The organism is Haloarcula ordinaria (genome assembly GCF_029338275.1).
In the GTDB taxonomy this organism is placed as follows: Archaea; Halobacteriota; Halobacteria; order Halobacteriales; family Haloarculaceae; genus Haloarcula; species Haloarcula ordinaria.
Genome location: NZ_CP119789.1, coordinates 3151624 through 3176031 on the forward strand (window position 1 = coordinate 3151624; position 24408 = coordinate 3176031).

At 59.2% G+C, this 24408-nt stretch carries 30 protein-coding genes and 2 pseudogenes; 20 read left to right on the top strand and 12 right to left on the bottom strand.

Features of this window, described 5'->3' with window-relative positions; genetic code table 11:
- Positions 1–23 precede the first annotated feature (23 nt).
- From P1L41_RS16595 to P1L41_RS16625, 7 genes are read right to left on the bottom strand one after another with little or no spacing between them, the layout of a single operon-like run.
- Positions 24–476, bottom strand: coding sequence for a hypothetical protein (locus P1L41_RS16595; RefSeq protein WP_276296828.1), 453 nt, complete (start codon positions 474–476; stop codon positions 24–26).
- Positions 477–519: 43 nt separating this feature from the next.
- Complete coding sequence (locus P1L41_RS16600; protein WP_276296829.1) at positions 520–2034, bottom strand: hypothetical protein; 1515 nt, start codon at positions 2032–2034, stop codon at positions 520–522.
- A gap of 57 nt (positions 2035–2091) precedes the next feature.
- Positions 2092–2229 (bottom strand): hypothetical protein, encoded by a 138-nt coding sequence (locus P1L41_RS16605; RefSeq protein ID WP_276296830.1) that lies wholly within the window; start codon positions 2227–2229, stop codon positions 2092–2094.
- Entirely contained in the window at positions 2189–2497 is a 309-nt protein-coding gene (locus tag P1L41_RS16610) for a hypothetical protein (RefSeq protein WP_276296831.1), read from the bottom strand. The genes P1L41_RS16605 and P1L41_RS16610 overlap by 41 nt, the downstream gene beginning before the upstream one ends.
- Positions 2494–2853: a hypothetical protein gene (locus tag P1L41_RS16615; protein ID WP_276296832.1), complete on the bottom strand. Its 360-nt coding sequence runs from the start codon at positions 2851–2853 to the stop codon at positions 2494–2496. Before P1L41_RS16615 ends, P1L41_RS16610 begins: the two co-directional genes overlap by 4 nt.
- A complete protein-coding gene (locus tag P1L41_RS16620) occupies positions 2850–3086 on the bottom strand; it encodes a hypothetical protein (RefSeq protein ID WP_276296833.1) in 237 nt (78 codons plus the stop codon). The genes P1L41_RS16615 and P1L41_RS16620 overlap by 4 nt, the downstream gene beginning before the upstream one ends.
- On the bottom strand, positions 3083–3262 hold the full coding sequence (locus P1L41_RS16625) for a hypothetical protein (RefSeq protein ID WP_276296834.1): 180 nt from the start codon (positions 3260–3262) through the stop codon (positions 3083–3085). The genes P1L41_RS16620 and P1L41_RS16625 overlap by 4 nt, the downstream gene beginning before the upstream one ends.
- A 148-nt stretch (positions 3263–3410) precedes the next feature.
- On the opposite strand from P1L41_RS16625, the gene P1L41_RS16630 reads away from it, so the two are divergent.
- Together P1L41_RS16630 and P1L41_RS16635 are read left to right on the top strand one after the other, a co-directional pair.
- Entirely contained in the window at positions 3411–3650 is a 240-nt protein-coding gene (locus P1L41_RS16630) for a DUF8053 family protein (RefSeq protein ID WP_276296835.1), read from the top strand.
- A 204-nt stretch (positions 3651–3854) separates the two neighbouring features.
- On the top strand, positions 3855–4754 hold the full coding sequence (locus tag P1L41_RS16635; protein ID WP_276296836.1) for a hypothetical protein: 900 nt from the start codon (positions 3855–3857) through the stop codon (positions 4752–4754).
- A 112-nt stretch (positions 4755–4866) separates the two neighbouring features.
- Here P1L41_RS16635 and P1L41_RS16640 read toward each other — a convergent pair whose 3' ends face one another.
- Positions 4867–5463, bottom strand: coding sequence for a site-specific integrase (locus tag P1L41_RS16640; protein WP_276296837.1), 597 nt, complete (start codon positions 5461–5463; stop codon positions 4867–4869).
- A gap of 578 nt (positions 5464–6041) precedes the next feature.
- Here P1L41_RS16640 and P1L41_RS16645 point away from each other — a divergent pair.
- The gene (locus P1L41_RS16645) at positions 6042–6545 is read left to right on the top strand and encodes a hypothetical protein (RefSeq protein WP_276296838.1); all 504 of its coding nucleotides are present in this window, start codon (positions 6042–6044) and stop codon (positions 6543–6545) included.
- A 1391-nt stretch (positions 6546–7936) separates the two neighbouring features.
- Here the strand turns inward: P1L41_RS16645 and P1L41_RS16650 are convergent.
- Positions 7937–9205 carry a hypothetical protein gene (locus tag P1L41_RS16650; RefSeq protein WP_276296839.1) on the bottom strand — a complete coding sequence of 423 codons (1269 nt, stop codon included), beginning with the start codon at positions 9203–9205 and terminating at the stop codon, positions 7937–7939.
- A gap of 540 nt (positions 9206–9745) precedes the next feature.
- On the opposite strand from P1L41_RS16650, the gene P1L41_RS16655 reads away from it, so the two are divergent.
- Positions 9746–9970, top strand: coding sequence for a hypothetical protein (locus P1L41_RS16655; protein ID WP_276296840.1), 225 nt, complete (start codon positions 9746–9748; stop codon positions 9968–9970).
- A gap of 307 nt (positions 9971–10277) precedes the next feature.
- Here P1L41_RS16655 and P1L41_RS16660 read toward each other — a convergent pair whose 3' ends face one another.
- Complete coding sequence (locus P1L41_RS16660; protein WP_276296841.1) at positions 10278–10661, bottom strand: hypothetical protein; 384 nt, start codon at positions 10659–10661, stop codon at positions 10278–10280.
- A 226-nt stretch (positions 10662–10887) separates the two neighbouring features.
- Positions 10888–11061: a hypothetical protein gene (locus P1L41_RS16665; RefSeq protein ID WP_276296842.1), complete on the bottom strand. Its 174-nt coding sequence runs from the start codon at positions 11059–11061 to the stop codon at positions 10888–10890.
- A 537-nt stretch (positions 11062–11598) separates the two neighbouring features.
- On the opposite strand from P1L41_RS16665, the gene P1L41_RS16670 reads away from it, so the two are divergent.
- The 10 genes from P1L41_RS16670 (at position 11599) to P1L41_RS16715 (ending at position 18192) form a co-directional block, all read left to right on the top strand.
- Positions 11599–12252 (top strand): hypothetical protein, encoded by a 654-nt coding sequence (locus P1L41_RS16670; RefSeq protein WP_276296843.1) that lies wholly within the window; start codon positions 11599–11601, stop codon positions 12250–12252.
- A gap of 95 nt (positions 12253–12347) precedes the next feature.
- The gene (locus P1L41_RS16675; protein ID WP_276296844.1) at positions 12348–12929 is read left to right on the top strand and encodes a J domain-containing protein; all 582 of its coding nucleotides are present in this window, start codon (positions 12348–12350) and stop codon (positions 12927–12929) included.
- Positions 12922–13152, top strand: coding sequence for a DUF7389 domain-containing protein (locus P1L41_RS16680; protein WP_276296845.1), 231 nt, complete (start codon positions 12922–12924; stop codon positions 13150–13152). The genes P1L41_RS16675 and P1L41_RS16680 overlap by 8 nt, the downstream gene beginning before the upstream one ends.
- 190 nt (positions 13153–13342) lie before the next feature.
- Positions 13343–14524, top strand: a complete 1182-nt coding sequence (locus tag P1L41_RS16685; protein WP_276296846.1) for a tyrosine-type recombinase/integrase — start codon at positions 13343–13345, stop codon at positions 14522–14524.
- Between the two features lie 302 nt (positions 14525–14826).
- On the top strand, positions 14827–15033 hold the full coding sequence (locus P1L41_RS16690) for a DUF7563 family protein (RefSeq protein ID WP_276296786.1): 207 nt from the start codon (positions 14827–14829) through the stop codon (positions 15031–15033).
- A complete protein-coding gene (locus tag P1L41_RS16695; RefSeq protein WP_276296787.1) occupies positions 15030–15254 on the top strand; it encodes a hypothetical protein in 225 nt (74 codons plus the stop codon). The genes P1L41_RS16690 and P1L41_RS16695 overlap by 4 nt, the downstream gene beginning before the upstream one ends.
- Entirely contained in the window at positions 15254–15475 is a 222-nt protein-coding gene (locus P1L41_RS16700; RefSeq protein WP_276296788.1) for a hypothetical protein, read from the top strand. The genes P1L41_RS16695 and P1L41_RS16700 overlap by 1 nt, the downstream gene beginning before the upstream one ends.
- Before the next feature lie 289 nt (positions 15476–15764).
- A complete protein-coding gene (locus tag P1L41_RS16705; protein WP_276296789.1) occupies positions 15765–16034 on the top strand; it encodes a hypothetical protein in 270 nt (89 codons plus the stop codon).
- Complete coding sequence (locus P1L41_RS16710) at positions 16034–16564, top strand: hypothetical protein (protein WP_276296790.1); 531 nt, start codon at positions 16034–16036, stop codon at positions 16562–16564. Before P1L41_RS16705 ends, P1L41_RS16710 begins: the two co-directional genes overlap by 1 nt.
- Positions 16561–18192: a DUF7845 domain-containing protein gene (locus tag P1L41_RS16715; RefSeq protein ID WP_276296847.1), complete on the top strand. Its 1632-nt coding sequence runs from the start codon at positions 16561–16563 to the stop codon at positions 18190–18192. Before P1L41_RS16710 ends, P1L41_RS16715 begins: the two co-directional genes overlap by 4 nt.
- A gap of 389 nt (positions 18193–18581) precedes the next feature.
- Here P1L41_RS16715 and P1L41_RS18770 read toward each other — a convergent pair whose 3' ends face one another.
- Positions 18582–18788 carry a DUF6199 family natural product biosynthesis protein gene (locus P1L41_RS18770; protein ID WP_465260859.1) on the bottom strand — a complete coding sequence of 69 codons (207 nt, stop codon included), beginning with the start codon at positions 18786–18788 and terminating at the stop codon, positions 18582–18584.
- 571 nt (positions 18789–19359) lie between these two features.
- On the opposite strand from P1L41_RS18770, the gene P1L41_RS16720 reads away from it, so the two are divergent.
- The 6 genes and pseudogenes from P1L41_RS16720 (at position 19360) to P1L41_RS16745 (ending at position 24383) form a co-directional block, all read left to right on the top strand.
- Positions 19360–20040: a helix-turn-helix domain-containing protein gene (locus P1L41_RS16720; protein ID WP_276296793.1), complete on the top strand. Its 681-nt coding sequence runs from the start codon at positions 19360–19362 to the stop codon at positions 20038–20040.
- A 260-nt stretch (positions 20041–20300) separates the two neighbouring features.
- Positions 20301–21248, top strand: coding sequence for a CPBP family intramembrane glutamic endopeptidase (locus P1L41_RS16725; protein WP_276296848.1), 948 nt, complete (start codon positions 20301–20303; stop codon positions 21246–21248).
- 299 nt (positions 21249–21547) lie between these two features.
- The gene (locus P1L41_RS16730; RefSeq protein ID WP_276296849.1) at positions 21548–21910 is read left to right on the top strand and encodes a hypothetical protein; all 363 of its coding nucleotides are present in this window, start codon (positions 21548–21550) and stop codon (positions 21908–21910) included.
- On the top strand, positions 21904–22413 hold the full coding sequence (locus tag P1L41_RS16735) for a CPBP family intramembrane glutamic endopeptidase (RefSeq protein ID WP_276296850.1): 510 nt from the start codon (positions 21904–21906) through the stop codon (positions 22411–22413). The genes P1L41_RS16730 and P1L41_RS16735 overlap by 7 nt, the downstream gene beginning before the upstream one ends.
- A gap of 100 nt (positions 22414–22513) precedes the next feature.
- Positions 22514–23534, top strand: a pseudogene (locus tag P1L41_RS16740) (ABC transporter ATP-binding protein).
- Positions 23531–24383: pseudogene (locus P1L41_RS16745) on the top strand (ABC transporter permease subunit). The pseudogenes P1L41_RS16740 and P1L41_RS16745 overlap by 4 nt, the downstream one beginning before the upstream one ends.
- The last annotated feature ends 25 nt before the right edge of the window (positions 24384–24408 follow it).

Here is a 24408-nt window from a genome sequence, read left to right on the forward strand (position 1 = left end):
CGATGTCGACGGCCCTTCGGGCATCAGCCGTCGCCCTCCTCTTCACCCACGAAGGGGAGCCATTCCGGCGCGTCGATGCCGCCAGCGCCGGGGAAGATGTTGCTCGTCGACTCTTCCTGGCGGGCTCTCGAGATGATGAGCGCGCCAATGACGACCGAGCCGATGGCGACGGCGAACGAGAACGGGCCGAATTGGGCCCAGATCCCGCTCGCGAGTGACGTCGATGACTCTGTCGCCCCCGATTGGATGATGTTCGCGCCACCGCCCAGGAACGCATCGATGAGGTCACCGATGCCCTCGCCGAGCGCGAGCCCAGTGTTGATCGGGATGTCGAAGAACGCCCCGATCGCGTCGGCCAGCGACGCGAAAAACGCGATGACTGGAAGCAGCAGCGTCTTGGGCAGGATGTTCGTCCAGTCACCGTTCGAGACGTTGGCGATGCTCTGGAGGCGCCCGGTCCAGTCGCCTTCCGCCATCAGTGCTCACCTCCTCGAGGCGGTGTCGCGTCCGTCATCGGACTCACGCCCCTCGCGCGGGTCCGATGAACGGGATGAGGCCTTTGACGTACGCCCACAGACCACCGAGCGTGGTCAGCGCGCCACCGATGAGCGGGAGGTTTCCGAGGCCGTCGCCACCACCGCCGGGGCCCATCATGGCGCCACCAGTGGCGAAGGCGTTCTTGACCATGTTGAACTCCGACTCGACGAGCTGGAGTTTCACGACGACGTAGTTCGTCTGGCCGGGCTGGATGGTGTCGTCGACCGTAACGGTCGTCCCCTCGCTACTGTAGGAGGAGGTGATATCCGTCCAGGAGGAGATGTTCTCCGGGTTGGTGTCACCGACACCCTCAGCGTGGCTCACCTCGATATACCGATCTGAGAGGAACGACTGGTTGTGGGTCGTTTTCACGCCACTGTAGGACAGTTCGTAGGCCGACGGCAGACCGGTCGGCGCGTAGATGGTCGCCGTACCGTAGTAGCCCGGTCGGTTGTCGGTCTGGTTGAACGACGTCTCGATCTCCGAGGAATCGCGGTCGTCGCGATCGCTGACGAAGTCGATACTGAGGTCGTGGATGACAGCCGAGTCGAAGGCCGGACCGGTCGTGTTGAGCTGGTGGATCGAGATGTCGCCCGCCGAGGAGACCTCGGTGATCTGGCGCTCTTCGAGTTTTTCGTCGCCATCCGTGTCGACCATCTCGGTGCCCAGATCCCACGCGGACATCTTCTCGACGTTGAGGGCCGAGACGGAGACGTCAGCGTCGGCTTCGGCGATGACGATCTCGGTCTTCGCGATGTTGTCGAAGGTACCGTCGCCGTTGGCGACCAGACTCATGTTACCGAGCTGGCGCTGGAAGACGTAGCCCTCGCCCTGGGCGCTCGCGATGAGGTCTTCACCCGAGGTACGCGAGGCGTTGATCTCGGCGACGTAGTAGTCGCCGTTCTCGTCGACGACGCGCACGTCGACGGTCGCCGCGGAGTCGAGTTGGTTGACGTCCATGGCGACCTGCAGGTAGCGCTTGTTCTCGTCGCTCGTCACCGAGAAGTTCGAGAACGTCGCGGTCGCGGTGTCACCGGCGCCCATCGAGCCGCCGGTCGCGATGTTGACCGCGTCAACTCCGGGAGCGGTCTCGACGTCACTCGCGGTGAGTGCCGTGTTGGTCGTGTCCGACACGGAGGTCGACCATTCCGAGGCCTCGAGGGCGCTGACGGAGTTGTTCTCCTCTCCGCTCTTGCGGGGGAACTCCCCGAAGTTGGAGAGTTCGACGTCCGTCACCGTGTAGGAGTACGGATTGTCCGCGGACTGGTTGACGTGCGAGGGGTGTTCGACGAGTTTGCCGTTGTCGTTTTCGTACTGAATCGGGTCCCAACTGACGTTGTAGGCGTCGATGGTCACCGTGCCATGCGTCTGTGTGTTGACGACCGGTTCGCTGGACTGGGCCGAGACACCGCCGACTGCTCCGACCAAGACGGAGCAGATAAGCAGTGTGGCCAGCGTCAGCGAGCCGATCGTACTGCGTGAGGTACTGAAGTTCATGCTTGAAGGGCGCTGTTCCGGGCGCGAACCGTGGTTGCGCGGGCGGTACTGGGCGTCTTATTCCCCGCCATCGCTGCCTCCGTTGTAGCTGAACAGCAGGTAGGTCAGCAGCATCGCGCCGACGAAGGCGATGAACGCGACGCCAACCTCGGACTCAGCCCAGAGGTAGCCGGCGGCCGCGTACAGTAGGCCCATGAAGGCGATGACGGCGTTCCAGCTCGCCAGTGAGACCGAGGCCACGATGGCTGACGCGGACGTGCTCGCGGACGTACCCGCCGTCGGTCTCGACCTCTGGTTCGTCCCCGTCGTCGACCGAGTGGTCGTAGTTGACGCAGACGTTCTCCGAGACGCCGACCATCGGCGGGTCGTTGTCGAGATCGACGGCGACCTCACCGTCGAGCGAGTCCGCTTCGATGACCGTCACCGAATCGTGTTCTCGGACAGCGACTTCGCCGTCGGTCACGCTGCAGCCTCCTGGCCGGTGGTGTACTCGACCGTCTCGAGCCCGTGTCGTGGGGTGTCGGTCCACCAGTCTGCGACTGGCTGGATTAGCGTCGATGAGATGATGAAGGCGAGGCCGGACCAGGCCAGTCCGAGCGACCAGAGGTTCGGTGTTGCGAGTGGGTTCGCTATCGCCGAGGCAATGACACCGACAGGAAGCAGCGCCAGCAGGCCGGTCGGGATGAACAACGTCATCCAGAGGCGCGTCGGTCGTGGATCGCCGCGTTGGATATCAGACCACTCCGGAATGGGTGGTGTGCCGCCGTACTGCCCGTAGACGCGGACGTAGTCCAGCAGCGAGCCGTACGAACCGGTCATGCGCTCACTTCTCCCGAGTCGGTCTCAGCGTCTGCTTCGCGGTCTGTTCTCGGCAGCGCGTCCCCGATGAAGTAGCCGCCCAAGCCGGTCGTGACCAGTGCGATGCCCGCGGCGAGCGCGAATTCGGGGCCAGCGGCACTCGCGTCTGTTGCGAATTCGAGGGCGATCGTGTAGCCGAACACGATCATGCCGAGGCCTATGCACCCGTCCGCCGCTCGCTTGATGAGCGTCACACGCCACCTCCTGCGAGGAGTGTCGCGGTGAGGTCGCGGCTCGCGCCGGCGGCCTCGAGGCGTGCTCGCTCGCGCCGTCGCTCGTCGATGTTTCTCCAGTCGGTGCGCCATGGTCGACGCGGGGAGTTGCCCCCGCTATCCGGCGGTTCCTCGCCGCCGGCCCTGTCGTCGGGCATGGGTAGGGGTAGCGCCCGCGAGGTCGTCGCGGGTTGGCCGCCCGTCCACGGTACTCGTAATATAGTCAGCGCTGGTTACCACGTCGTGGCCACGCAATGGCTACGTGAGCAACATTTAATGTCCAAGCCGTGGGCTCGCTGTGTACCGATGCAGAAATTACAGAACCGCGATGGGTCCGGCGTCGTGACGATTCCCAAGTACGACCTCGAGCGGGACGGCCTGGTCGACGAGAACGGCGAGCCGGACGACGTACATCTGACTGTCGACCGGCTCGACGAACGCGCCTACGTGGTTCGTGTCTGCGATGGCGATATACCTGAACTGCACGAATGTGAGGCGATTCAGCGGGTCGCCGCTGAGCGGTTGCTGGACGAGCATACGGACTGAGCGCGTACAATTTCTCCGAGTTGGGATCGTCTACTCTGTTCAAGCCCTAAGGAACTGACAGTATCGCTGTTTAAGATACAGAGAGTTTGTTCTGCACGACCCGATAGTTTCCGATACAGATGGAACATTTAGATAAAATAAAACCTAACCACGTAACGGCCCCCGTACCCAAAATAACTTACAGATCCGTATATTTCAAAGGACATGGACGACGAACTTGAACGTCTTATAGATACTCTCCTCAACGAGGGAATCAGATGCTTCGCCTGCAACACTGAATTCGGCATTCAAGCAGAAGATCTGGAACCGCAGTCCGAACAGATCTACACCACCCGCTATAACTGCTCCGGCGACGATTGCAGCATCGAGTACCACATCGAGGTCGAGGACAGGGACTTCGCACTCTCCTTCAGGGCAAACGAGCGCGGTAGCGACAGACCCGACGATCTCCCCGACATCTCCAAGTACACCCGAAAGGAGCCGCTTCAGCAGAAGTCCCACCCCGCCCGAAAAATCAACGACGCTGCGGTCGAACTCGTCAACTCCATTGCCATCCTCAAACACAACCAACAGCGACTACAGGTGGCTAAAGAGATAGTCGAGGACGAAGGCATCGATCAGGACGGTGACTTCCACCGCCGAATTCGGGCAGACATCCACAACTACTGCGCTGCCGCATACAGCTTCGAGAAAATCCTGGGGAAGAACGTCGAGCCACATCTCCCCTTGGATGGCCCCATTGAGGACGCGAAGAATGAATTTGAGGACGAACACGAGGTCATCAAGGCCCTGCGAACCTACGCTCAACACCACCTCACTTTGCCGTCCTCAATCGCCCACTTCCTTGGCCCAACCACCGAGGGTGGCGATATCACCATCACGGTACCGGTGGACGACTTAGACGACTTCAGTCCCAGAGCCTCTGATGCATCGTTCGAACCCGTTGAGGGAGATCACATCCGCATCGTGGATCGTGTCAACCGCCACTACCAGGCCGCCGAAAACCTCGTCAACACGATGCTCGAAATGGCTGAGGAGGAGTACAATAATCGGCTTGAGGACTACCAAGAAGCCACGAGCTATCCGGAGTGGGGCGGATCATAGTTGGAAAATGTATCATGCTGCATTCCGAACGACCCCAGAAAACTGTCCGAAAATAATGAGGTCAACAATTCCACTTTCTGTTTTTCGCCAGTAACTCGGCAAACCGGACGCTCTACAGCCCCAAATCTGCGAACGCGTCGTTGATGACATCCGCGCTCGGTGCGTTCAGATACGGTTCGATCGCCGCGAAGCTGTCCCAGCCGCCGACGGCCATCACGACGCGCGGGTTCATCTGTTGGTCGACCAGGAGACGCTGGGCGAACCGGCGTCGGAGATCGTGCGTACTCACCTTCTCGAAGTCCTGGTCGCCAGTCTCCCGAGCTGCGCGCTCGGCCGTCCGGCGGACCACGGCGCGGACGCCGGGCTGAGACAGATCGATGAACGAGTCTTTCGGGGCGATGTTGTGTTCGTTCTGAAAGCGCTGGAGGTCGCGCTCGACGCTGTCGGGGAGGTAGGCGTCGCGTGGCTTTCCACCATTCCCGCTGGTGTCCTTGCCGGCCTCTATGCGGAGTCGGTACTGGTCGCTCTCGGTTTGCTTGACGTCGACCGGCCGGACCTGGGGCATCTCGAAGGCGCGGAGGCCGACGAATGCGCCCAGCTGGATGAGGAGGTCGTCGCGAGAACTGTTGGCCGCCCGGCGGAGGTCCTCGATTTCGCTGTCGGTGAGCCAGACCTTGTGCTCGTTCCCGTTCGTGGCTTCGATTCGCATTACGATTGCTTCAGTTTCCGTTACTAAAGGACCTGCGGACGGTGTGATAGGGGCCGGGTTTCGGGTGAAAGTCGAGCCGTCTGTTACGGTTTATTTAAAAAGTCGTTACTACTCGTTATCGGCCAAGACTCTCCGAAGCAGTCGTCGGATTAGGCAGAATGGTGGCCGCGAGATTTGTATCAGTTCCGGTCAGTGTTCTAAGGTGCGTGCTGAATACAGAGAATCTATTCATCAGACGCCAAGGACGCCGAAGAGAAAATACAGAACGACATGAAACTGCTCTGTTGAATAGCGCCTTCTGAGTAGGAGCCGAGCAAGCCTTGTCCTGAAACAACACGGCTCACCCACTCGCAGGCAGACTTAGATTCGAACCGTCCAGTGAACTACCGCTATTCAACAGGGCAGTTTTAACTTACTCTGTGGGTGCAGATTCGAACGACCCGAGGCACGCGCAGCGAAACGAGTACGTCTCGGCGTGGTTCAAAACTACTGCCAACTCAGAACTCTCCCGACGATCTATCTGGCAGTGTAGAATATAGTACCAATTTATTTCCTATGCCAACGTGTGAATACTTGATATGCCTCGATTACTCACAACCCGTAGCCTCACTATCATTTTCGTCGCCCTCGGACTCACACTCGCTGCCACGCCTGCACTCGCACAGAGTCAGCCCGCGTGGGGTAACGAGATGTACGAGCAAATGAACCCGATGGTCGAGAAGTACAACGAGAACATCAGAGCGGACGATCTCGGTGTCGCCGCCGGACAGCTCAAAGGCGAGAAAGTGAACCTCGTCATCACGGACACGGACGGCTCGCAGGCGACCACCTCGTTCCGCATGGACGACCAACTGAATATTCGCGATCTGAAGCAAGGTGAGCGCGACGACGCCACGCTGAAGATGAGTACCGACCGCGCGACGATGGAGCAGATCATCTCCGCGGATAATCCAGCCATAGCGTTCCAGAACGCCATCGCCAGCGGTGACATCGAGATGGACGGTCTCGGAGCGACCAGCGCCGTGAAGTGGGCCGCGATCAACCTCGCCAGCGGAATCGCTCGCTGGCTCGGACTGTTCTGATCTGCAACTGCATTCTGATCCACAACTGTATTTGGTATTTGTGCAGGGTCTCGTCTTCCTGAAGAAGAATCTCCAGGAGGACTCCAACCGAAGGCGATGGACCTCTCAAATACCAACACTGTAGGTACCGCCCCCGATCTCGAGGAGACAGTGGAAAGCAGTCCAGACGTGGCCCCTGACGGCTCGATTCTCTCGACGGAGTCTGAGGACGGTGAAGATCGAGAGAGTCATGAAGAAAAAAGTCTCTTGCGAAGGTTCCTCCCATTCTTCTAAATATAACAAGTCGTTACTGCTGAAACTGCTTTTCTATCGTGAAGATTAGAGAATTTGCAGATCAGTGTGCGTGTTCAGTCATCAGTCTGGGTCGCTGAATATTGGCCATATGCGTACGCAAGCCACATCAGCGCCAGCGGGATGAGAATCAATTGCACAAAGTTGAGTGCCCGCGAGTAGTAAACGATGGTCTGGCCGATTGTGCCGAATTGTGGAAGCCACACTGGGAACGCTGCTGATTCCTCCAATACTCCCTTAATCGCGGAGGTCAGCACAAACTCACCGACCAAAGCCGTCATGATCAGTAGTACGACGGCGAATGCAGGGCGGCGGAGGGATCCTTCGGTTCGACCGATTGAAGCAGGGACATATCGAACGTATCTCTTGGCCGACCATTAGGTATTGGGGCCCGTCCAGATACGGATACGAACAGCGGATGATCTACACCGAGGATTGAAACCGTTGGCAGTGCCAGATTCGAAGGATGGCCCCTCCCGCTGACGTCGTCAGCGTCTTGGTGGCGCTCGAATTCGTTGTCTTGTCCGCAGTAGTGCTGCTTCTGACGCCGCTCGAAGTAGCAGCACCACTGATTCCGCTGTTACTGGTCTTCGTGATTGCACTTCTGCGGTACCGGTCATAAGTCATTCAGTGGGCACTCTATTGAACGGATTTCGACTTGTCCAAGAAGTCGTTACCTCCTTCGCCGCTCTTGCCTCCTACGCTGTTCTCGGTCCGTTTCCATTTTCGCTCGTTCTTTAGACTTCTCCAACTCCAGTCTAAATCGGCTCTGACTCAACTTCTCTGTGAGGAATATGCCAGTAGATACGAATAATAGAACGTACTGCAACGGTAGACCGATCCGAATCAGTGCAATCGGGCCTAATGAGACTACTATTCGCAGAATCAAAATCAAAGAATGATCGTGTTTTTGGAAATATCCGAGGTAGTCGAAGTATTTTTCAGGACGATGATTCCTCCACGAGTCTCTAATCGATTGCTTCCTTTCTTGGCTGATGAAAGGTATTCTATTGATCGCCCATAGAACTGGGTCTCCGTATCTGACTGAGCCTGGATATCCTATTCGCATGATATTCGACATTTTCCAGAAGTCGAGTCAATCAACACTCAATTGGCTCATTAGCTTCCTCTTCGCGGACGATTCTACGGGTTCGGTCTCCATCAACGCCAGCCTGCGCAGCGGACTGATACTCGTCAGAACGGCGAACCATTCCATCGGAATAGCAGCGCGCAGTGTCCAAAATTTCTGTTACCTGCTCAAATTCACGATTCTGTAGTTTCCCAGCATTAGTTTCGAAGTCCGCATTGGCTGTCCCGAAAGTTTCCACAGCCTCATCGTACTTCTCTGCATCATACTGGTTCATCGCTTCATTGAACAATTCTCGTGCTTCACCGTACTCACGGAGATCTCCGACCAGTTTGTTCAGTTCGTCCGCAATTGTTTGGTACTGGCTGAGTGTACGTTCGTATTCGTCGACAGTCAGAGATGGGTGAGCGCGCATATCCTCCGGGTCTGAATCAGCCTTGAGCTGGTCCAACTCATCCTCAAGAGTGGTGATTGCACCGGGTGCGTCACCCGGTCCCGTCGCGGTCAGAACCCAGTTTGATTCTACCTTCGAAGGGGCAGTCTGCGCTGCGCCATGGACAGTCGGTAGCCACCAGAGTAGCCAGTACACACCGCGCAATCTCGAGAGACGCTGTTGTTGTTGCGCACTCAGTTCATACGACTCAGCGTCATTGAAATAGTCACGGGCGGAATAGAGGGGCTCACGGACCTGCTGTGGGTCGATGTCAACATCCAACTTTGCTTCGTAAAGCGGTTGTCCAGGCGCGGAATCTTCTACGAAGGCATCCGCTGCGTCAGCCAGTGCATCTGTTGCCCGATCAAGTTCATCCGTAGCCTGTTTTGGTCCCGCTTCTGTAGCCGCTTCTTCTGTCTTCGTTTCAGGATTCGACTCATCAAGGTTTTCACAGCGATTGAGCCCCGGATTCTCTATCGTCTGGACCGTGTCAGGTGCGTAGACAGTAACCTCTTTGATTGTTTCACCGACAGAGAACTCTTCTTGCCCAGTATAGCCCTCCTCATACTGAGAAACATCACCATCGGCTTGGAACACAAACACAGTGTCGAATTGCTCGGCATCGACACGGACTAAATTGCAGCGCGGAAACGTAACTGACAGTTGCTCAGATGTTGAGGTCGGTGTTTCAGCAGATTTTCCTTTTCCTACATCAGTCGAAGTCGGGGAGTCTCTTGTGCTTTGAGTGGTGGTTGGTGACGGCGATCTGTCTGAGTTGACCGTGTCAGTCTGACCACACCCGCTAAACAACGAGGCAGCTGCGACCCCCAAGAAGTGCCGCCGATGCATATGTTCACCAGAGAACACATGCCAATAGGTGTTTTCCTTAGAACGAGATTTTCAGAAAATATGTTTTCTGACCGACTCGATCTCTGTATTCAGCAGGGAGATCCTGATGGCTTTGACATAGGTTTTTCCTCGACGTAATATGGCCTTGGCCCCTACGGACCCGATCTCGACTTATCCAAAAAGTCGTTACTGTTGCTGTTGCTTGTGAATCCTATACACCTCGATGCCGATGTAGACCGGTAGAGACAAGATGCTACTCAACTCGGCACCGACTTCGATTATTTCGAAGAGAGCCATTTGATATCAAGTGCAACCCGTGTAGTCAGGGTTGCACTAATTCACCAGGTAACACGCTGGGGGGCTCTCTGTAGGACGAATCCGGTATTCGGTTACATATCGGCTTTACAGTCAGAAAAGCGTTTTCCCGGTGTGTTTTTACGAGCGTGTGGGCCTATTAGATGATTCCCAGATAACTTTCACTTTCACTCCGGACATATGGCTCACCGGTTATACCCCTCCCCCATTCAGCCATGAGTGTCCATGTTGCGAATCGACGACGAGTTCGAAGCGAACCGGCTACAGTGCCCGCGCGGCCACGGCAGCGTCGGCCCGACAAATAATCACTGGTGGTGCCCCTCTTGCGCGCGCCACTGGGACGACGTCGATCCCGAGTTCGACGAAGTGATCGACACGAAGACTGGCGAGAAGGTCAGTCGGGACGAGGTCGTGCTTGACTACTCGGTCAGTGGGGTGAATCCGGCGTGATCAGTGCCGAAAACGGGACATTGCAGAAGAAATATGAGAACATGTCAGCCCATCAACTGTTCCTCTCAACAGTCACTCGCAATCCTGGAGAATCCCTCTTAGGAATTGTCGACGAGGAATTCCAGTACGTACATCAGTATCACCGAGAAAATTACTGCCGTCAGGGCTGTGACTGTTCCTCCGGATGGCAATCCCACATTCTCACCGACATTGAGATTTATAAACGCGTAAGCGACGGACAGAAATACAGCTATTTGCAGGGGGAGCAGGAGGGGCTGCAATCGCTTTCTGAAATCAGCCGTCGACATTATTCGATTCCTTTTGGGGGTTCGTCACCCACCTCATTAGAACCTTCGCTCGGTCGCCCGAGTTTGTACAAATGGTACAATAAGAGGGCGCTTCCGACCATTAGCCCCCATACTGCAATTAGTAGCGAGTCGATTCGTGGAATTATCCAATCCGCTCCAGTGCGTTCAGTGAGATCGCTGAGCGTGTTTACGCCGACTGATGCCAGTACAACGATCGAACCCGCGAGAAGAGCAAATCCGAGTCTCGCAGTTCCTACGAACGGTTCATCGCTGTGCTTAAAGATCGTGTTTACTACCAATTGGAGCAGGATTGCGACTGCCGGTATCAGTAGTGCGACCAACTCAACAAGGCGAAGACCGACAGCCACCCCATCAGTCTGCATCGTCTGTGCGACTGGTTCCCGTCTTGAAAAAAGCTGGTATGCCGGAATTCACAGGCACACCAACCCATCTCATCAAAAGTGGGGCAGTATCAGCGTCGAGAAGGGGCCGCCGGCCTACAAGGGTGGGGATGGTTGGGGGTGGCTCGTGGATGGCCGACGGCCTGTTTCGGTCTGCGATGGCGGGTTACTAAAACTGTGCGGACGTCTTCTACGCCAGATTACCGGCCTACTCTGTGGCGTTTTCCAGGTATTGTCCGAAGTCTTCGACTTCACCGTACTTCTCCCTGTTTTCAACCGCCAGAAGCCCCAGTTCAGTGATTTCATAGAGCCCCGAATTCTTCGCTGGACCAACTTTTTCGACAAGTCCGTAGTCAGCGAGCTGTGGCAGCCTGACGTTCACATGGCTTCGGCTTTTGTCGATCTCTTCAGAGATATTTACAGCACATTCCGACCGTCAGCAAGACAATCGAGTATCAGAAAATCGGTGGGGCGCTGAAGCTTCACGTCTATATCCTTATTCGTCACCCAGAATCCCTCCGTCCTTCATATTTCTTACAAGAGATGGTGGTTAGTGATGGTTGCATACAATGGCTGTTACCAGCGGTAACTATTAGTGGTTGGGGTCAAGACGTGGTGAGTGAGGCTGACGCGACGCTCCATTGGGGGTCGTACTCTCGTGAAAACGGGTGCGACGCCGTGGTACCAACACGGGCGTCGCGTCGGTCAACGCACGACCGTATGACGACACACGCACTCCGGGGACAAAAACGCCCCGAACGGTTCACGCAGTACGCATCGATTACTGACCGGGTAACTACAGGTTGCTGTCCGGTTTGCGACCAGCCCATCGAGGGCTTCGACGCTGACGGACGGACGACCATCACTTCGTGCGGCCACAGTGCCGCCGAGACGACACTGAAAACCATTCTTCAGAGCCATGAGTAACACCGACACCGAACCGAGCAACGACCAGCTGGCCACCGACGGTGGCATCGACCAGGACGTCGAGGAGATAGGCGTCGAAGCAGGCGCGGGCGAGTCCTGGGCGCAAGCCGCCGGCCGACTTCGCGACCGCGACGACGACCGCTGGCACTACTGCATCTGTGGGGCTCGCTACCGGTCTCGCGGGGCGGCCCTTCGGTGCTGTGGTGACCGCTTCGACGACCTCGACGACGGTGGGGCCGGGCAGGCTGTTTCAGACGGCGGCCAGGACGTCGTCTACTACGCGGTGGGGAACTACGACGTCTACCACGAGCGCCGCGACTGTCACTACCTCCGACGTGCGGACTCTGTTCGTGAGTTGGTCGTGTCGACGATGAACGGCACGCGTGAGCCCTGCGGTGGCTGTGTTGATACCGTCGACGGTCCTGACGGAGACGGTCGGCTCGTCGCGGACGGCGGGCAGTGTCCGAGCGGTACAGACCTACCCGACGAGTGTCCGAACTGCGGTTCGAGGAAGATACAGGGTCATCCGTCACGAGCGCCCCGGTCGCTGGGGCAAATGTGGTGCCCGGATTGTGAGCGTGAAATCTGGAAAGAAGCCAGCGGTTGGTGGATGTGCGGGTTTGACGGCGAGGTGGTCAGTGTATGAGCGAAACGGACAGGCTCGCTCCCGACGCCGTGTCCACAGTGCGGGTCGACACTCGATACGCGAGACGACGCTATCGTCCACATGGTGATGCACGCATGACGGTCGACTGGCCCGCCGGGTTCGAGCGTACCGACGCGGCGCACCGCTCCCCGAATCGGAACTTCGAGGTGACGCTGCACGACGCCGTCGAAGATCTCGACGCGGAGATGGACCGCCTGGGTGTCGACGACTGGCGGCTCTCGACGGCGATGGACCACCAGAGCCAGAATCCGAACTACCCGTACGCGAGCCAGCCAGAGCCCGAGGACCCGAGCGTTGTCCTCCACTGGTCGATGGACGGCGAACAGTTCGCCATCGCCTGTGATGCATACAGCCGCGTCCGTGACAACCTCCGCACCATCGGCCTGTACGTCCGCGAGAAGCGCAAGATGGAGAATCGGCCGGTCACCACTGGCGAGAGCGAGTTCGCGAACGCTCGTCTGCCGAGCGGTGACGAGGATGCGGTCGTCGCTTCACCGCCACCGCATGAGGTGCTCGACGTCTCACCCGACGCACCTGATGGCGTCGTCGAGGCTGCCTACCGTGAGAAGACGAAGACGATGCATCCGGATCACGGCGGTAGCACCGAAGATTTTCAGCGACTGAAACGAGCAAAGGAGGCGATGTTGGATGTCTGAAGAGGACGACGCGTTCGAATTCGAGGCGAAGATCCAGCGGGGAAACGGTACTGACGACCGCGATACGTTCAAGGCGAAGGTCAGTGCGAACACGATCGACGAGCTGGACGAGCGCGTTCAGGAGATCCGCTCGAAGATCGAGGACTGGGCGGTCGAGTTTCGTCACATCCAGCCCGACGACGAGCAGCAGCTGCCGGAGGACCAGGCGACGCTCGTAAACTGATAAGCGAATTGCGTCAGCAGTGCGGTCAGGCCCACTGGTGGAGATCCGGTTCGATTCCGGATGGGTCACTCGACAGCGAGCGGGCCCAGGGTACCAATCTGCCCCGCTCGCTGTCACTGGAGAGACCCATGCAGGACCACACAGAGTACGGATTTGGTAGTTTCGGCCACGGTGGAGGTGTTGCTGTCGCGTGAGCGACGATGAACGCGATGCCGACGAGTTGCTGGACGAGCTCCGGGAGATCGTCGACGAAGAGCCAGACCTCGAATCGGTCGAGCCTCGCGAAGCGTTCGATATCTGGATGAAGCAGCAGGACATGGCCGAGTCGACGGCCCAGTCCTACCGCTACCGGATCAAGCCGTTTCTGGATTTCCTCGATGAGCGCGGCATCGACGATTTAAGCGAGGTGTCGACTCGGCACATCAAGGAGTTCGAGGCGCTTCGGTGGTCTTCGGACCTCCAGACGAACACCTTGAACAACCAGTTCGGGACGCTTCGGCAGTGGCTGCAGTACTGTCGCGACCTGAAAGCGGTCTCCGAGGACGTCGTCGCGGCGATCGAGGTGCCGGACCTTTCGAAAGAGGAGCGTGTGAACACGGCGAAGCTGGTCACCGAGCGTGCCCAGCAGATCCTCGAGGACCTGGACCGCTACCGGTACGCGTCTCGAGAGCACGTTCTGTTCCTCTTGCTGTGGCGGACCACGGCTCGGCTCGGTACGATTCGATCGCTGGACCTTGATGACCTTTACCTCGATGATGGCGACCGCGATCGCCTCCGGGCCGATCTCAAAAGCCAGGGGTACGCGCCACACGTCGTCGAGAGCATCCTCGATGAGGCATCTCTCCCGTTTCTCTATCCCCAGCATCAGCCGGATTCGGAGACGCCGTTGAAGAACAAGCAAGGAGGTAGTCGCGTCATCAACATCGCCGACTGGGTCGCGGAAGTTCTCCAGGACTATATCCGTGTCAATCGTGCCGACGTGACTGATGAATTTGGCCGTCGGCCGCTGCTGACCTCGAAGAAGGGCGGCGGCCGGTTGTCGAAGTCGGCGATGCGGAATTGGATTTATATCCTCACCCAGCCGTGCGAATTCGGCGGTCCGTGTCCGCACGACCGAGATCCGGAGGAGTGCGAGGCTCGCGAGCACGGTCACGGGTCGAAGTGCCCCAGCTCGCGGAGTCCGCATAAGATTCGGACTGGTTCGATCACTCACCACCGTGATCGAGGCTGGCCGATTCCGGATCTCTCGGAGAAGGCGAACACCAGCGAGGAGCTGATAGAGGGCGTTTACGACCAGCCAGAACAGTTGGTTCGCGGCGCGTCGCGGCGCGAACATCTCGACAAACTCGACGATTCTGACCACGATTCATGAGTGACAATACAGACATGAATCCGGGCAGGATTGCATGCGAATCGCCGGACGGCACCGTAGTGTCCTCGGCGGTCCCACTTCAATTCTACCCGGATGGAAATTATCAGACGTACAGAGCCGCTGAATCCAAATTCCTTTCAGAAATAGAGTGGACTAAACCCCTCGTTTAAGTGGGAGGTGGTCGGCTTGATTACCGACCTTTCTGAGTCGGAATCAACCCCACTCATCTGTGAATTCTGTGGGTTTCCGATCAACCAGAACGACCAGCGCTGCCCAGCGCTCGACGACGGGAGGTGCCGGCCATGAGCCCGCAGTGCGAGAACTGCGGCGCGCACGTCTCCGCGGAGTACCACCGCGTCCGCTCGGGCAACGATGGCGTCCTTCACGGCTGCCCGTCATGCACGTCGCCGGCGACGCGCCAGCGAGAGGCAGCTGGCCTCGAGGCAGATTACAAGGTGCGGACAGACGCTGAGGGGCGGACCGTCGTCGATCGAGGTGGTGAGGCGTGACGACCTCGCTGACGAACCTGAACAGAGCCGGCGACCTGTCCACTGACGGCGACGGCGAGTTCCGCTGTGAGTACTGCAACGCTCGCTGCACCAGGTCGCCCACGAGTAACCTCGAGTACGGTCATCTAACTGGGTGCCCCCAGCGCCCAGACGATCTCCCGAAGGGTGGTGGTTACGTCTCAGAGCGTGACCAACTCGACGTCGGCCAGGAGGTGGCCTGATGGTCGCCCGCGGCGATGTCTGCGAGTCCTGCGGGACGGTCTGTCGGGCGACGATGACCCGTTTCGCCGATGGCTCGCGCTGGGGGATGTGTCACGAGTGCACCCGACAGTGGCTGCTCATCTGGCGGTTCTTCTGTGAACGACAGCCCCGGCAGGCGAATCGAGTCCGGGCACAGGCGAACAGTGATTCGCTCGCTCGTGCCGACGGAGGTGAGCGATAGATGGTTGGCATTGCAACTGGATTGCCAGTCAAGTCATCGTGTTTCTCCGGTATCTATCGTCCCACTAATCCCACAATCAGGGCACGTCATTTCCCTGCGGTTGTTGCTACTGGAAAGCATCACGTAGCAGTTCCCGCACTCACAAACCACCTGGCTGGGTGTCACGAGAATAACTATCACCGAAGTATTATAAAAATACGGACTGGTCAACGTCAGTCTCAGAAAGTCGCCTTGCAGCGAGACCTCCAAGCAGTCCTCAAATTCCTGGCTTCCTGTGGGGGTGAAGAGCGTGTCGAGTGACCTCCACGTCACCGACCACGTCGACAGTCGCCGCTGGCTCCAGCGCTCGGACGACCCCGTCATGGACCCGGTCGATGCCTGGGCCCATGCCGTCCGCCTTCGCGGCCACGGCCTCGAGGGCGACGAGGTTCGCTACCACGAGCACACGCGAACCGTGCTCGTCCGGAAGAACACCAGCTTGGTGACCGTCCTGGATGCCACTGACCTGCCGTCTCAGGTCCGCTTCGCGGTGCGGCTCGTACGGGGTGCTGATGACTGATGCCGTCGACGCATCAGTCCAGCGACCGCCGCGAGCGGCTGCACTGTCCGAACGCCCAGGAACGCCTCGGCGAAGATCCGGCTCGGTGGCTCGACTGGGATTTCCTTCGGGATTCGGCCCGAAAGGACCTGGTCTGGTCGCTCATCGACGGAATGGACTCTCTCGAGCGTGTGCGTATCTGGAAGGGCGTCGAGCGAAAGATCGCGAACGACCGGGCCGAGGATGAGGCCCACATCGACATCGACCAGCCGCGCGGCCCGATCATGCAGCGCCTCGACCAGCGCGAGGAGTGGTTGACGCTGCACGGCGAGCGTCCTGACCGGCTCCCGGACGGCCCACGACGTCCTTGTGACTGTTGCGACTCGGAGGAGGGTGTCTCGCCCGCCGACCTTCGCGAACGCGACGAGACGGCGGCTGCGCGACTGGTCGACTCGCATGAGTCCGGCGGCGTCGACACCAGCGAGACGAGTCCGGCGACCGAACCCGCGACGCTCGGCGCATTCGCGACCGACGGGGGTGAGGACGCGTGACGCAAGTCGCGCCTCAGAACCACGAAGCCGAGTGCTGGCTGTACTACGCTCCGACCGATGCCGGCGAGAGCGAGTTTGTCGACTACGACGGGCTCGACCCGTACTGGGCGCTATCGAATCTCCTCATCAATGAGTTCGATGGCTACCACGAACTCGAGACTGAGATCAACGGTGAGTCGGTCACGATCCGATTCAACTACTCCCCATCTGGATTCACGCCGCGACCGTCTGATGACGTCGGTGGCGATCGGCTCTACGAATTCGATATCAACGTCCAGGGGCGTGACCGCCGGAAGGTCAACTACAACATCTCGCCGCGGTACCCGAATATGCTCGATTCGGACGGCGAGCCGACGACGACCGCGTTCGATCACACCGATCCCGACGAGGGTCTCGCAATTCACTGCCAGCCGTCGAACATGCGACTCGACGAGGTTCCTCAGTTCCTCGCTCGAGCCGTGTTCGAACTGGCAGATGACGCTGGTGTCGGGATGTATCACGGCTACTTCGACGCGCCGTTCGATGGTCGCATCACTGCCCTCGAGCGCTACGTCCGCATCACCCGGTCGATGAACGAGAGACTCATCGGGACCGGTGGTGTGATCGACCGCCTCGCCATGATGCTGTCCGATATCTCCGGCACGAAGGGTATGCACAAGTGGGACAACGAGGAGGAACGCGGGCATCACGTCGTCGTCCGGCACGGCACGACCAGTGCGAGGGAGCTGGTCTCGCATCACTGTCTCGGCGGGCAGCTGAAGAGCTATCTGCCTGAGCACCCCGACCACTTCGAGCCCGACGACCCGCTTTACCACCCGAAGGTCGGTGCGAAGTTCGTCGGTGGGCGGACTGATGGCGGTTCGGTCGACTGGGCCGACCTCCATGATGCCGTTCGCGAACTCGACGAAAGGCTGCTCTCGGTCCTCTCTTGGGCAGGTATCCCGACCGAGCCCGGTGGGACGACGTACGTCGCCGACGACCACTTCGACGCGAGTGCAGCAGAGGAGACAGTCCCACTGCACGCCGACCCGCTCCCCCAGCTCGAGGCCGACCAAGAGCATCTGCTGCTGACCTGCCTGCGAGACATGACGCCCGCCGACGAGGCGATCGCGGAGACGCTCGCAACCGATGGTGGGATGGACGCCGATCGACTCGCCGAGGCGACCGGCACATCGCTCTCGACCGTGTACCGAGCTCTCCAGCGCATCCCCGAGGTGCTTGAGAGTGACAACGGCCACGTCCAGTTCGTGAGCGAGAAACTCAGGCAGGAGATGCGAGCCCTTGTCGACTCCGTCGAGTCCACAATCGATTCGGCCGGCGAGCGTGCGGCTCGCGTTCTGGACCTGGAGGTTCGACAATCCGCCTCGTCGGCGTTCGACCTGTGGCTCGCGAAGTACGGCGCCGAGTTCGAGGCGCCGGAGCGCGAAGGTGAGCGGCCGGTCGTCCGCATCGATACCGCCCTCTCGACGCTCAAGTCCACGAGCTCGCCGCTCGTCGAGGACGTCATCGTCGAGATGCTCCAGGCGTGGCGAAAGGACGGGCGCGATCCGGCGACGCTCCTGGACGCAGTCCTCGAGGTCACGATCGACGGCGCGCGGCAGCAGCGGCCGGTCAGGACCCTCCACTGACGCCCGACAGCCGAGTGGCAACACTGTTCTTCAGTCTGGTTCTTTATAAGTAATCCTGCGGGCGAGGCCCGCAACCCCTGTTTCTGGTGGACTCACTGACCGGCCAGCGACGGCGTCGGTCGCTGGTCCGGCCGGGTTCCGTGCCAGCCCAGCGGGCAGCACCCCTTAGGCCGTGTCCCTAAGGGGACATCTGGCCAAAAATACACACCGCCCCAGCCTCCGCCACCGCAGACTCCAGGTGAACCAGTAGAAACGGAGGGGTTGGCCCAGATTAATCTCTCAGTTGCTGAGAGGTTGTTGATGTTCTGCTGAATACAGCGCGCGAGTCTTGCACGATTTATCGGTCCGCTCGATGCAGTTCAGTTCGGTCAGTAAAGGTGACCTTCCTCTTAGAGGAATCCTGTTACGCCGATGAATAAAAATAGCACACCCAATCCGCGATAAAGCCAGATAGGGGTGCCGGACTCTTCAGATTGGTCAGATGATGAACGCCGAAGGAACTCAAATCCAAACGTGTGAACTCTCTTCGGAAGGATAACGTAGGCAAGACCAAGGACTACAGCTATGACGTATCCGACTTGCCACAGAATGCTCATATGCTCTTTTTAACGAGTCGACAGATATGTTTAATGGACAATATGCAGACAAACTGAACAGTTGGTTCGTTGAGTTAAGCCTGAAAGAAACGAGGCTCGCTTGCTGGACTCATCCTCTATATCTCGCACATCGCTTCTGACAGTATCCGAGTAGATTTCAGCAGTCGTGCTGCATACAGGGCGCATATCGGTCAAGCGCTCCGGGCAGGGGACCTTCAGGCTGCCTTTCCCGGCCCAGATGACCTGGGGGCATTAGCTGGATTCGACACGCCGACCCTGGTTGTCTTAGGCGACCGGGATCCGTTCCTCTCCGCGAGTTGCATTCGCCCGAAGGCCGAACAGACGCTGCCATCGCTCGTGCCGTGTCTCACACTGGCTGGCGAACGGCACTTCCTTTCGACTACCGGACAGAATCGTGTGACGGACCGTATCCGGGATTTTCTGGCTGAGCTGTGGAGCCCCGAGACACGAGACTGAGAGTCGATATTTGGAGCTCCGTCTTCACCGAATCGTCATTCCACTTTTTCTCACTCCCAAACAACTTTGTGGTTCACATCAGAAATTCAACTTTATGAGCATCTTCGGAGAGTTCCATGTCCCTCCAAGAGCCCTCGCGCTCTCCGAGACGTTCGAGGCCGAACCGGAGACCGTCGTCCAGATCGACCGAGTCGTCGCCTCGGATATGAACGCCTTGGCCCCGTACTTCATCGTTTCTGGCGTGCCGAACGCGGCCTTCGAAGCCGCAGCCAGTTCAGATGAGTCGATCAAGACACTCCAGCAGATTCTAGACGGCGAGACTGGCACGATGTACCGCGGGAGATGGGCAGACCACGTCGAATCTCTCGCCCGGGAGTACACGAGTGAAGGAACGTCGATCCTGAAGGCCAGAGGTGACGTGAACGGGTGGGTCCTCCGCGTCAGGTTCGATGGCCGCACACAGATCGGCGAGTTCGCGAGTCATCTCCGCGACCACGGCTTCGCGTTCGATCTCGTGCGTCTCCACGAGATGACCTACTCCCAGACGGGGAGTCAGTTCGGGCTCACCCCGAAACAACAGGACGCGCTGGTGACTGCCTGGCAGATGGGCTACTTCGACCTCCCGAGGCAGACGTCGATGGAAGCCGTGGCTGAAGAACTTGACATCACGCCCCAGTCACTCTCAGATCGGCTTCGACGGGCCCAGAACACACTCATCGGAGATACGCTACGTATGTCTATGCCAGTGGAGCAGGACAGTTCCCCAGCCAATTGAGCCAACGCCTTGGCACTCGTCTTCCAACCGACACGCGTGCCCGGAGCAACAGTTTGCAGGTGCCGAGGAATACGTCGTCGGGACGTTGGATTTCGGCTTCGACAGTACACGACCGTACCGTACCGGTACGCTCACGCCCGTGGGTCGTTGAGTGACTGTAGAACTAACCTCCCTTCTGCAGCGTGTGGATTACATCGGGCTATATAAAGACCGGATAGATAAGACAGAACCATTCTTTCTCCCCAGAATACTCATAATGTATGGACTTTCGAAGCCTCATGTGGAACAGTGACGAGCGGCGGCCACGAGCGTTGATCCGACTCCTTGTCGGGTTCTTCGTGATTGCGACATTCGCCGTCATCGGAACGATCGTTATGGATCTGATAGCGGTTGCATTCGTGCAACCACTCTCGTTCGGCTACCTAGTCCTTACCACACTCGGACTCGGTCTCGGGACCCTCATTGGTATCGTGATAGTTGCTCGCTACGTCGATCGGCGACCGTTCTCTGATTACGGGTTCCGAGACCGAACGGTATGGGGGCGAGATCTCGTGGTTGGTGCCGGGTTAGCTCTCATGGCGCAAACTGTCGCAGTCGGCGTCGCGCTATCCGCCGGTTGGGTTGTCGTGACCGATACAGTTGTCGCTGGATCCGAAGGGCTCATTCTCGGACTAGTCGGTGCGCTGGTCCTCTTTACAGTCGTCGGCTTCTACGAAGAACTCGTGGCTCGTGGATTCATTTTGAAGAACGTTGCCGAAGGGTTTGCGAGATACGGGACGGCTCCGGCTGTCATCGCTGCCGTCATCATCTCCAGCGTCGTGTTCGGTATCGTTCACCTGGCGAACGCTGGCGCCTCACTCGTCTCCGTGGTCGTGATTGCCGTTATTGCGATTACGGTCGCAGCGAGCTACGTGTTGACTGGTCGACTCGGGCTTGCGATCGGGTTCCACACCAGTTGGAACATCGCGATGGGAGTCCTGTTCGGCCAGCCCGTGAGTGGCATCGAACTTCCGGCCCACATTCTCGCCCTCGAAGTGACGGGACCGACCAGGCTGGACTGGCGGGTCCTTTGGTTTCGAAGCCGGAATTTTGGGTGTGGTTGCAGGCTTTGTCGGACTCGTCGGCGTCATTGCGTACGTCTACGTCGTCGAGGGACATCTCCGCATACATCCCAGCCTACTCGTTCCAACCCTTCGAGGCCGAGCTGACGAAGAGAGCGCTGCGATACGTGACGACCGCCGCGTTGAAGACGTGTACGCCGAATCTAATATCGACGTTGGCCACGACGGGAGCGTCGCTCCCGAAAAATAGCCCCGGTCCAAGTCTGTACTGGTCGAATAGGGCCGGGTAGAGGAGTATATAAAACACGGATAGATACGGCGAGTACAATCTTGGAAATTTGACCCGTATCAGACGTCTATGAGTCAATTCGATTCACGACCTGTACTCCACGCTGGGGCAGTAGAATTCGCGCGACGTGATACTGGGACTGGCTGGAGGGCCCCGGATGGCCATTGAACGGGCTGCCCCCAAATTCGAGCTGCCGCCGGACGTGTATCTCGGCGCATTCGTGGTGATCACATTAGTCGTTAGCTGGTCGATATCGCTACTGATCGTCACCGATTCGATTCCTGGTTACACGACGACCGTACTGATGCTCACGCCCGCTGTCGTCGTTCTCGCCCTCCGCCGGATCCAGGGTCAATCCATCGTGGGAACGATCGTGTCCTCGATTCGCGGTGCGACCACCCCGTCGCTCGGATTCGCGTTCCTCTACCCGGTTCTGTTTATCGGCACCGTCGGTACCATCGCCCTTGCGAGTGGCCTCGGCGTCTACCAGCCGGGCCGCAGAACTTCGTGGTCATGGTGATCGAACAGTTCGGGTTCGCCGTCCTGGCGATTGTCCTGTTCGAGCAGCTCGTCAGAATGTACGGCGAGGAGTTGGGCTGGCGGGGATACCTACTCCCGGCACTGACCGAAAAGTGGGGCCGAGCGGGTGCTACGGCGGCCGTGGGTGTCGTCTGGGCGCTATTTCACTCCGCATTCCTCTACCGGGCGGCCGCAGTCACTGGTGTCGGTGACCCCTTGACTGTTGCTGTCGTCCAGGCCGTCGCCGTGTTCGCCGTCTCGTTCCCGTTCGCGTACTGTTACTTCCTCTCGAACGGAAGTGTCCTGCCCGTTGCGATTCTCCACCTCGTCTGGAATATCCTCAATCCGTGGGTTCTGGGAAGCATCTACGCGAACGAGCCGGGTTTCATCGCTGGCGAGGTCCTCCTCGTCACTGGCGAAGGGATTCTCGGGGCGGTTGTCGGTCTCGCTCTGATCGCTGTGTTCGTCGTCCTGTTCCGGCGGGAGGTGTTGATCCGATCGTGACCCTCCGGACAAAGATCGATCGTCACTGACGGGCGAGTACTTAAAACACGGACTGATACGGCGAGCGAACCCTTGTTGGAATCGCTCGTACAGAAGTCGTATGAGTCAGCTTGATCCGTCCACAGACCCGCTTTCTGATGGGATAGCCATCGAACTAACCGGACTGAGCAAGCAGTACGGTGACGTCACTGCCCTCAATACCGTCTCTCTGACGGTTCGAAGGAGAGATCTTTGGCTTCCTCGGCCCGAACGGCGCCGGGAAGTCCACGACGATCGACATTCTCCTCGACTTCGTTCGCCCGACGGCAGGGACGGCGACCGTCCTCGGCTACGATGCACAGGAGGATTCACTGGCGGTCCGGCAAGCGGTCGGAGTGCTCCCTGACGGGTACCACCTCTACGACCGTCTGACGGCCCGACAGCATCTCGAGTTCGCAATCGCTTCGAAGGGCAGTGACGACGATCCAGCCGAGCTGCTGGATCGGGTCGGTATCGGCGACGCGGCCGACCGGAAGGCCGGGGGCTTCTCAAAAGGGATGAAACAGCGGCTCGTCCTCGCGATGGCGCTCGCTGGCTCTCCGGAAGTTCTCATCCTCGACGAGCCGTCGACGGGACTCGACCCGAATGGCGCTCGCGAGATGCGCGATATCATTCGGGCGGAGCGTGACCGCGGGGCGACGGTGTTCTTCTCCTCGCACATCCTCGAACAGGTCGAAGCCGTCTGTGACCGCGTCGGCATCCTCCGGAACGGCGAGCTGGTCGCCGTCGACACGATCGATGCGCTGCGAGATGCGGTCGGGGCCGATGCCCGGCTAGTCCTCACCGTCGAGTCGGTGACAGACGACGTGCTAGACGCGGTCACTGCCCTCCCGGGAGTGACCGACGTCCACGCTGCCAGCGAGACGCAACTGATCGTGACGTGCGCGCCAGAGACGAAGACGGCCGTCATGTACGCTGTCGAGGCGGCTGGGGGGACTGTCACCGACTTCGAACTCGAGGAGATCTCCCTCGAGGAGATGTTCGCGGCCTACACGACGGACGACGACACGGCTACTGGCAGTGAAAGCAAGGAGCCCGAGTCCGCGACTCCCTCGGCTGGCGGCGAGGAGGTGCGCGCATGAGCTGGGCCGTCGTTGCTCGAAAAGACTTCCAGGATGCTCGACTCTCGAAGGCGCTCTGGGCCATCACTGGTGCATTCGTCCTCCTGTCGGCAGGGATGGCCGTCATCTACGCCACCGTCCCGGAACTCAGCCGAGATATCGGAGCAGTGAGTACGCTGGGCTATCTGACGCTACTGCTGGCCGCGATGACGCTGTTCGTCTCCATCGCGGCCATCGTCATCGGAGCGGGAGCGATCGCCGGTGAGCGTGACCGCGGCTCGAGCAAGCCTGCTTGGCTTTCCCCACAGCCGCGCGGACGTGGTTCTCGGAAAACTCCTCGGACGTACCGCGGTACTCGCGGTCGCCATTCTCGTCGGCCTCGCCGTCACGCTAGCGGTGATCCTCGTGTTGTTCCAGTCGTTCTCGCCGGTCGACTACGCGGTCTTCGCTGTGGTCACGCTCCTGTTTGCCCTCGTGTACGTGGGCATCATGGTCGCCGTCTCCGCGACGACCGGGAGCGGTGGACGGGCGATGGCGTTTGGCGTCGGCGTGTTCGTCCTGCTCGAATTCCTCGGCGACCTCCTCGCGCCGGCGGTCATGTTCGTCGTGAACGGGTTCTCTTTCGGCGGGGTCACGACAGTCCCGGGATGGTATGCCTTCCTCAACGTCGTCACACCGTCGGCTGCCTACCAGAACGCCCTCGGGTGGTTCCTCGGTGACGGCACGACGGCAGCCCTGAGCCTCGGCGGGATGCTGGACGGTCCGGTCCCGTTCTACCTCACGGGCTGGGCCAGCATCGTAATCCTCGTACTCTGGCTCGTCGTTCCGCTGGCACTTGGATACCGGCGCTTTGCCGCCGCCGACCTCTGATCCCACCGCCCAAACCATGTCCCGA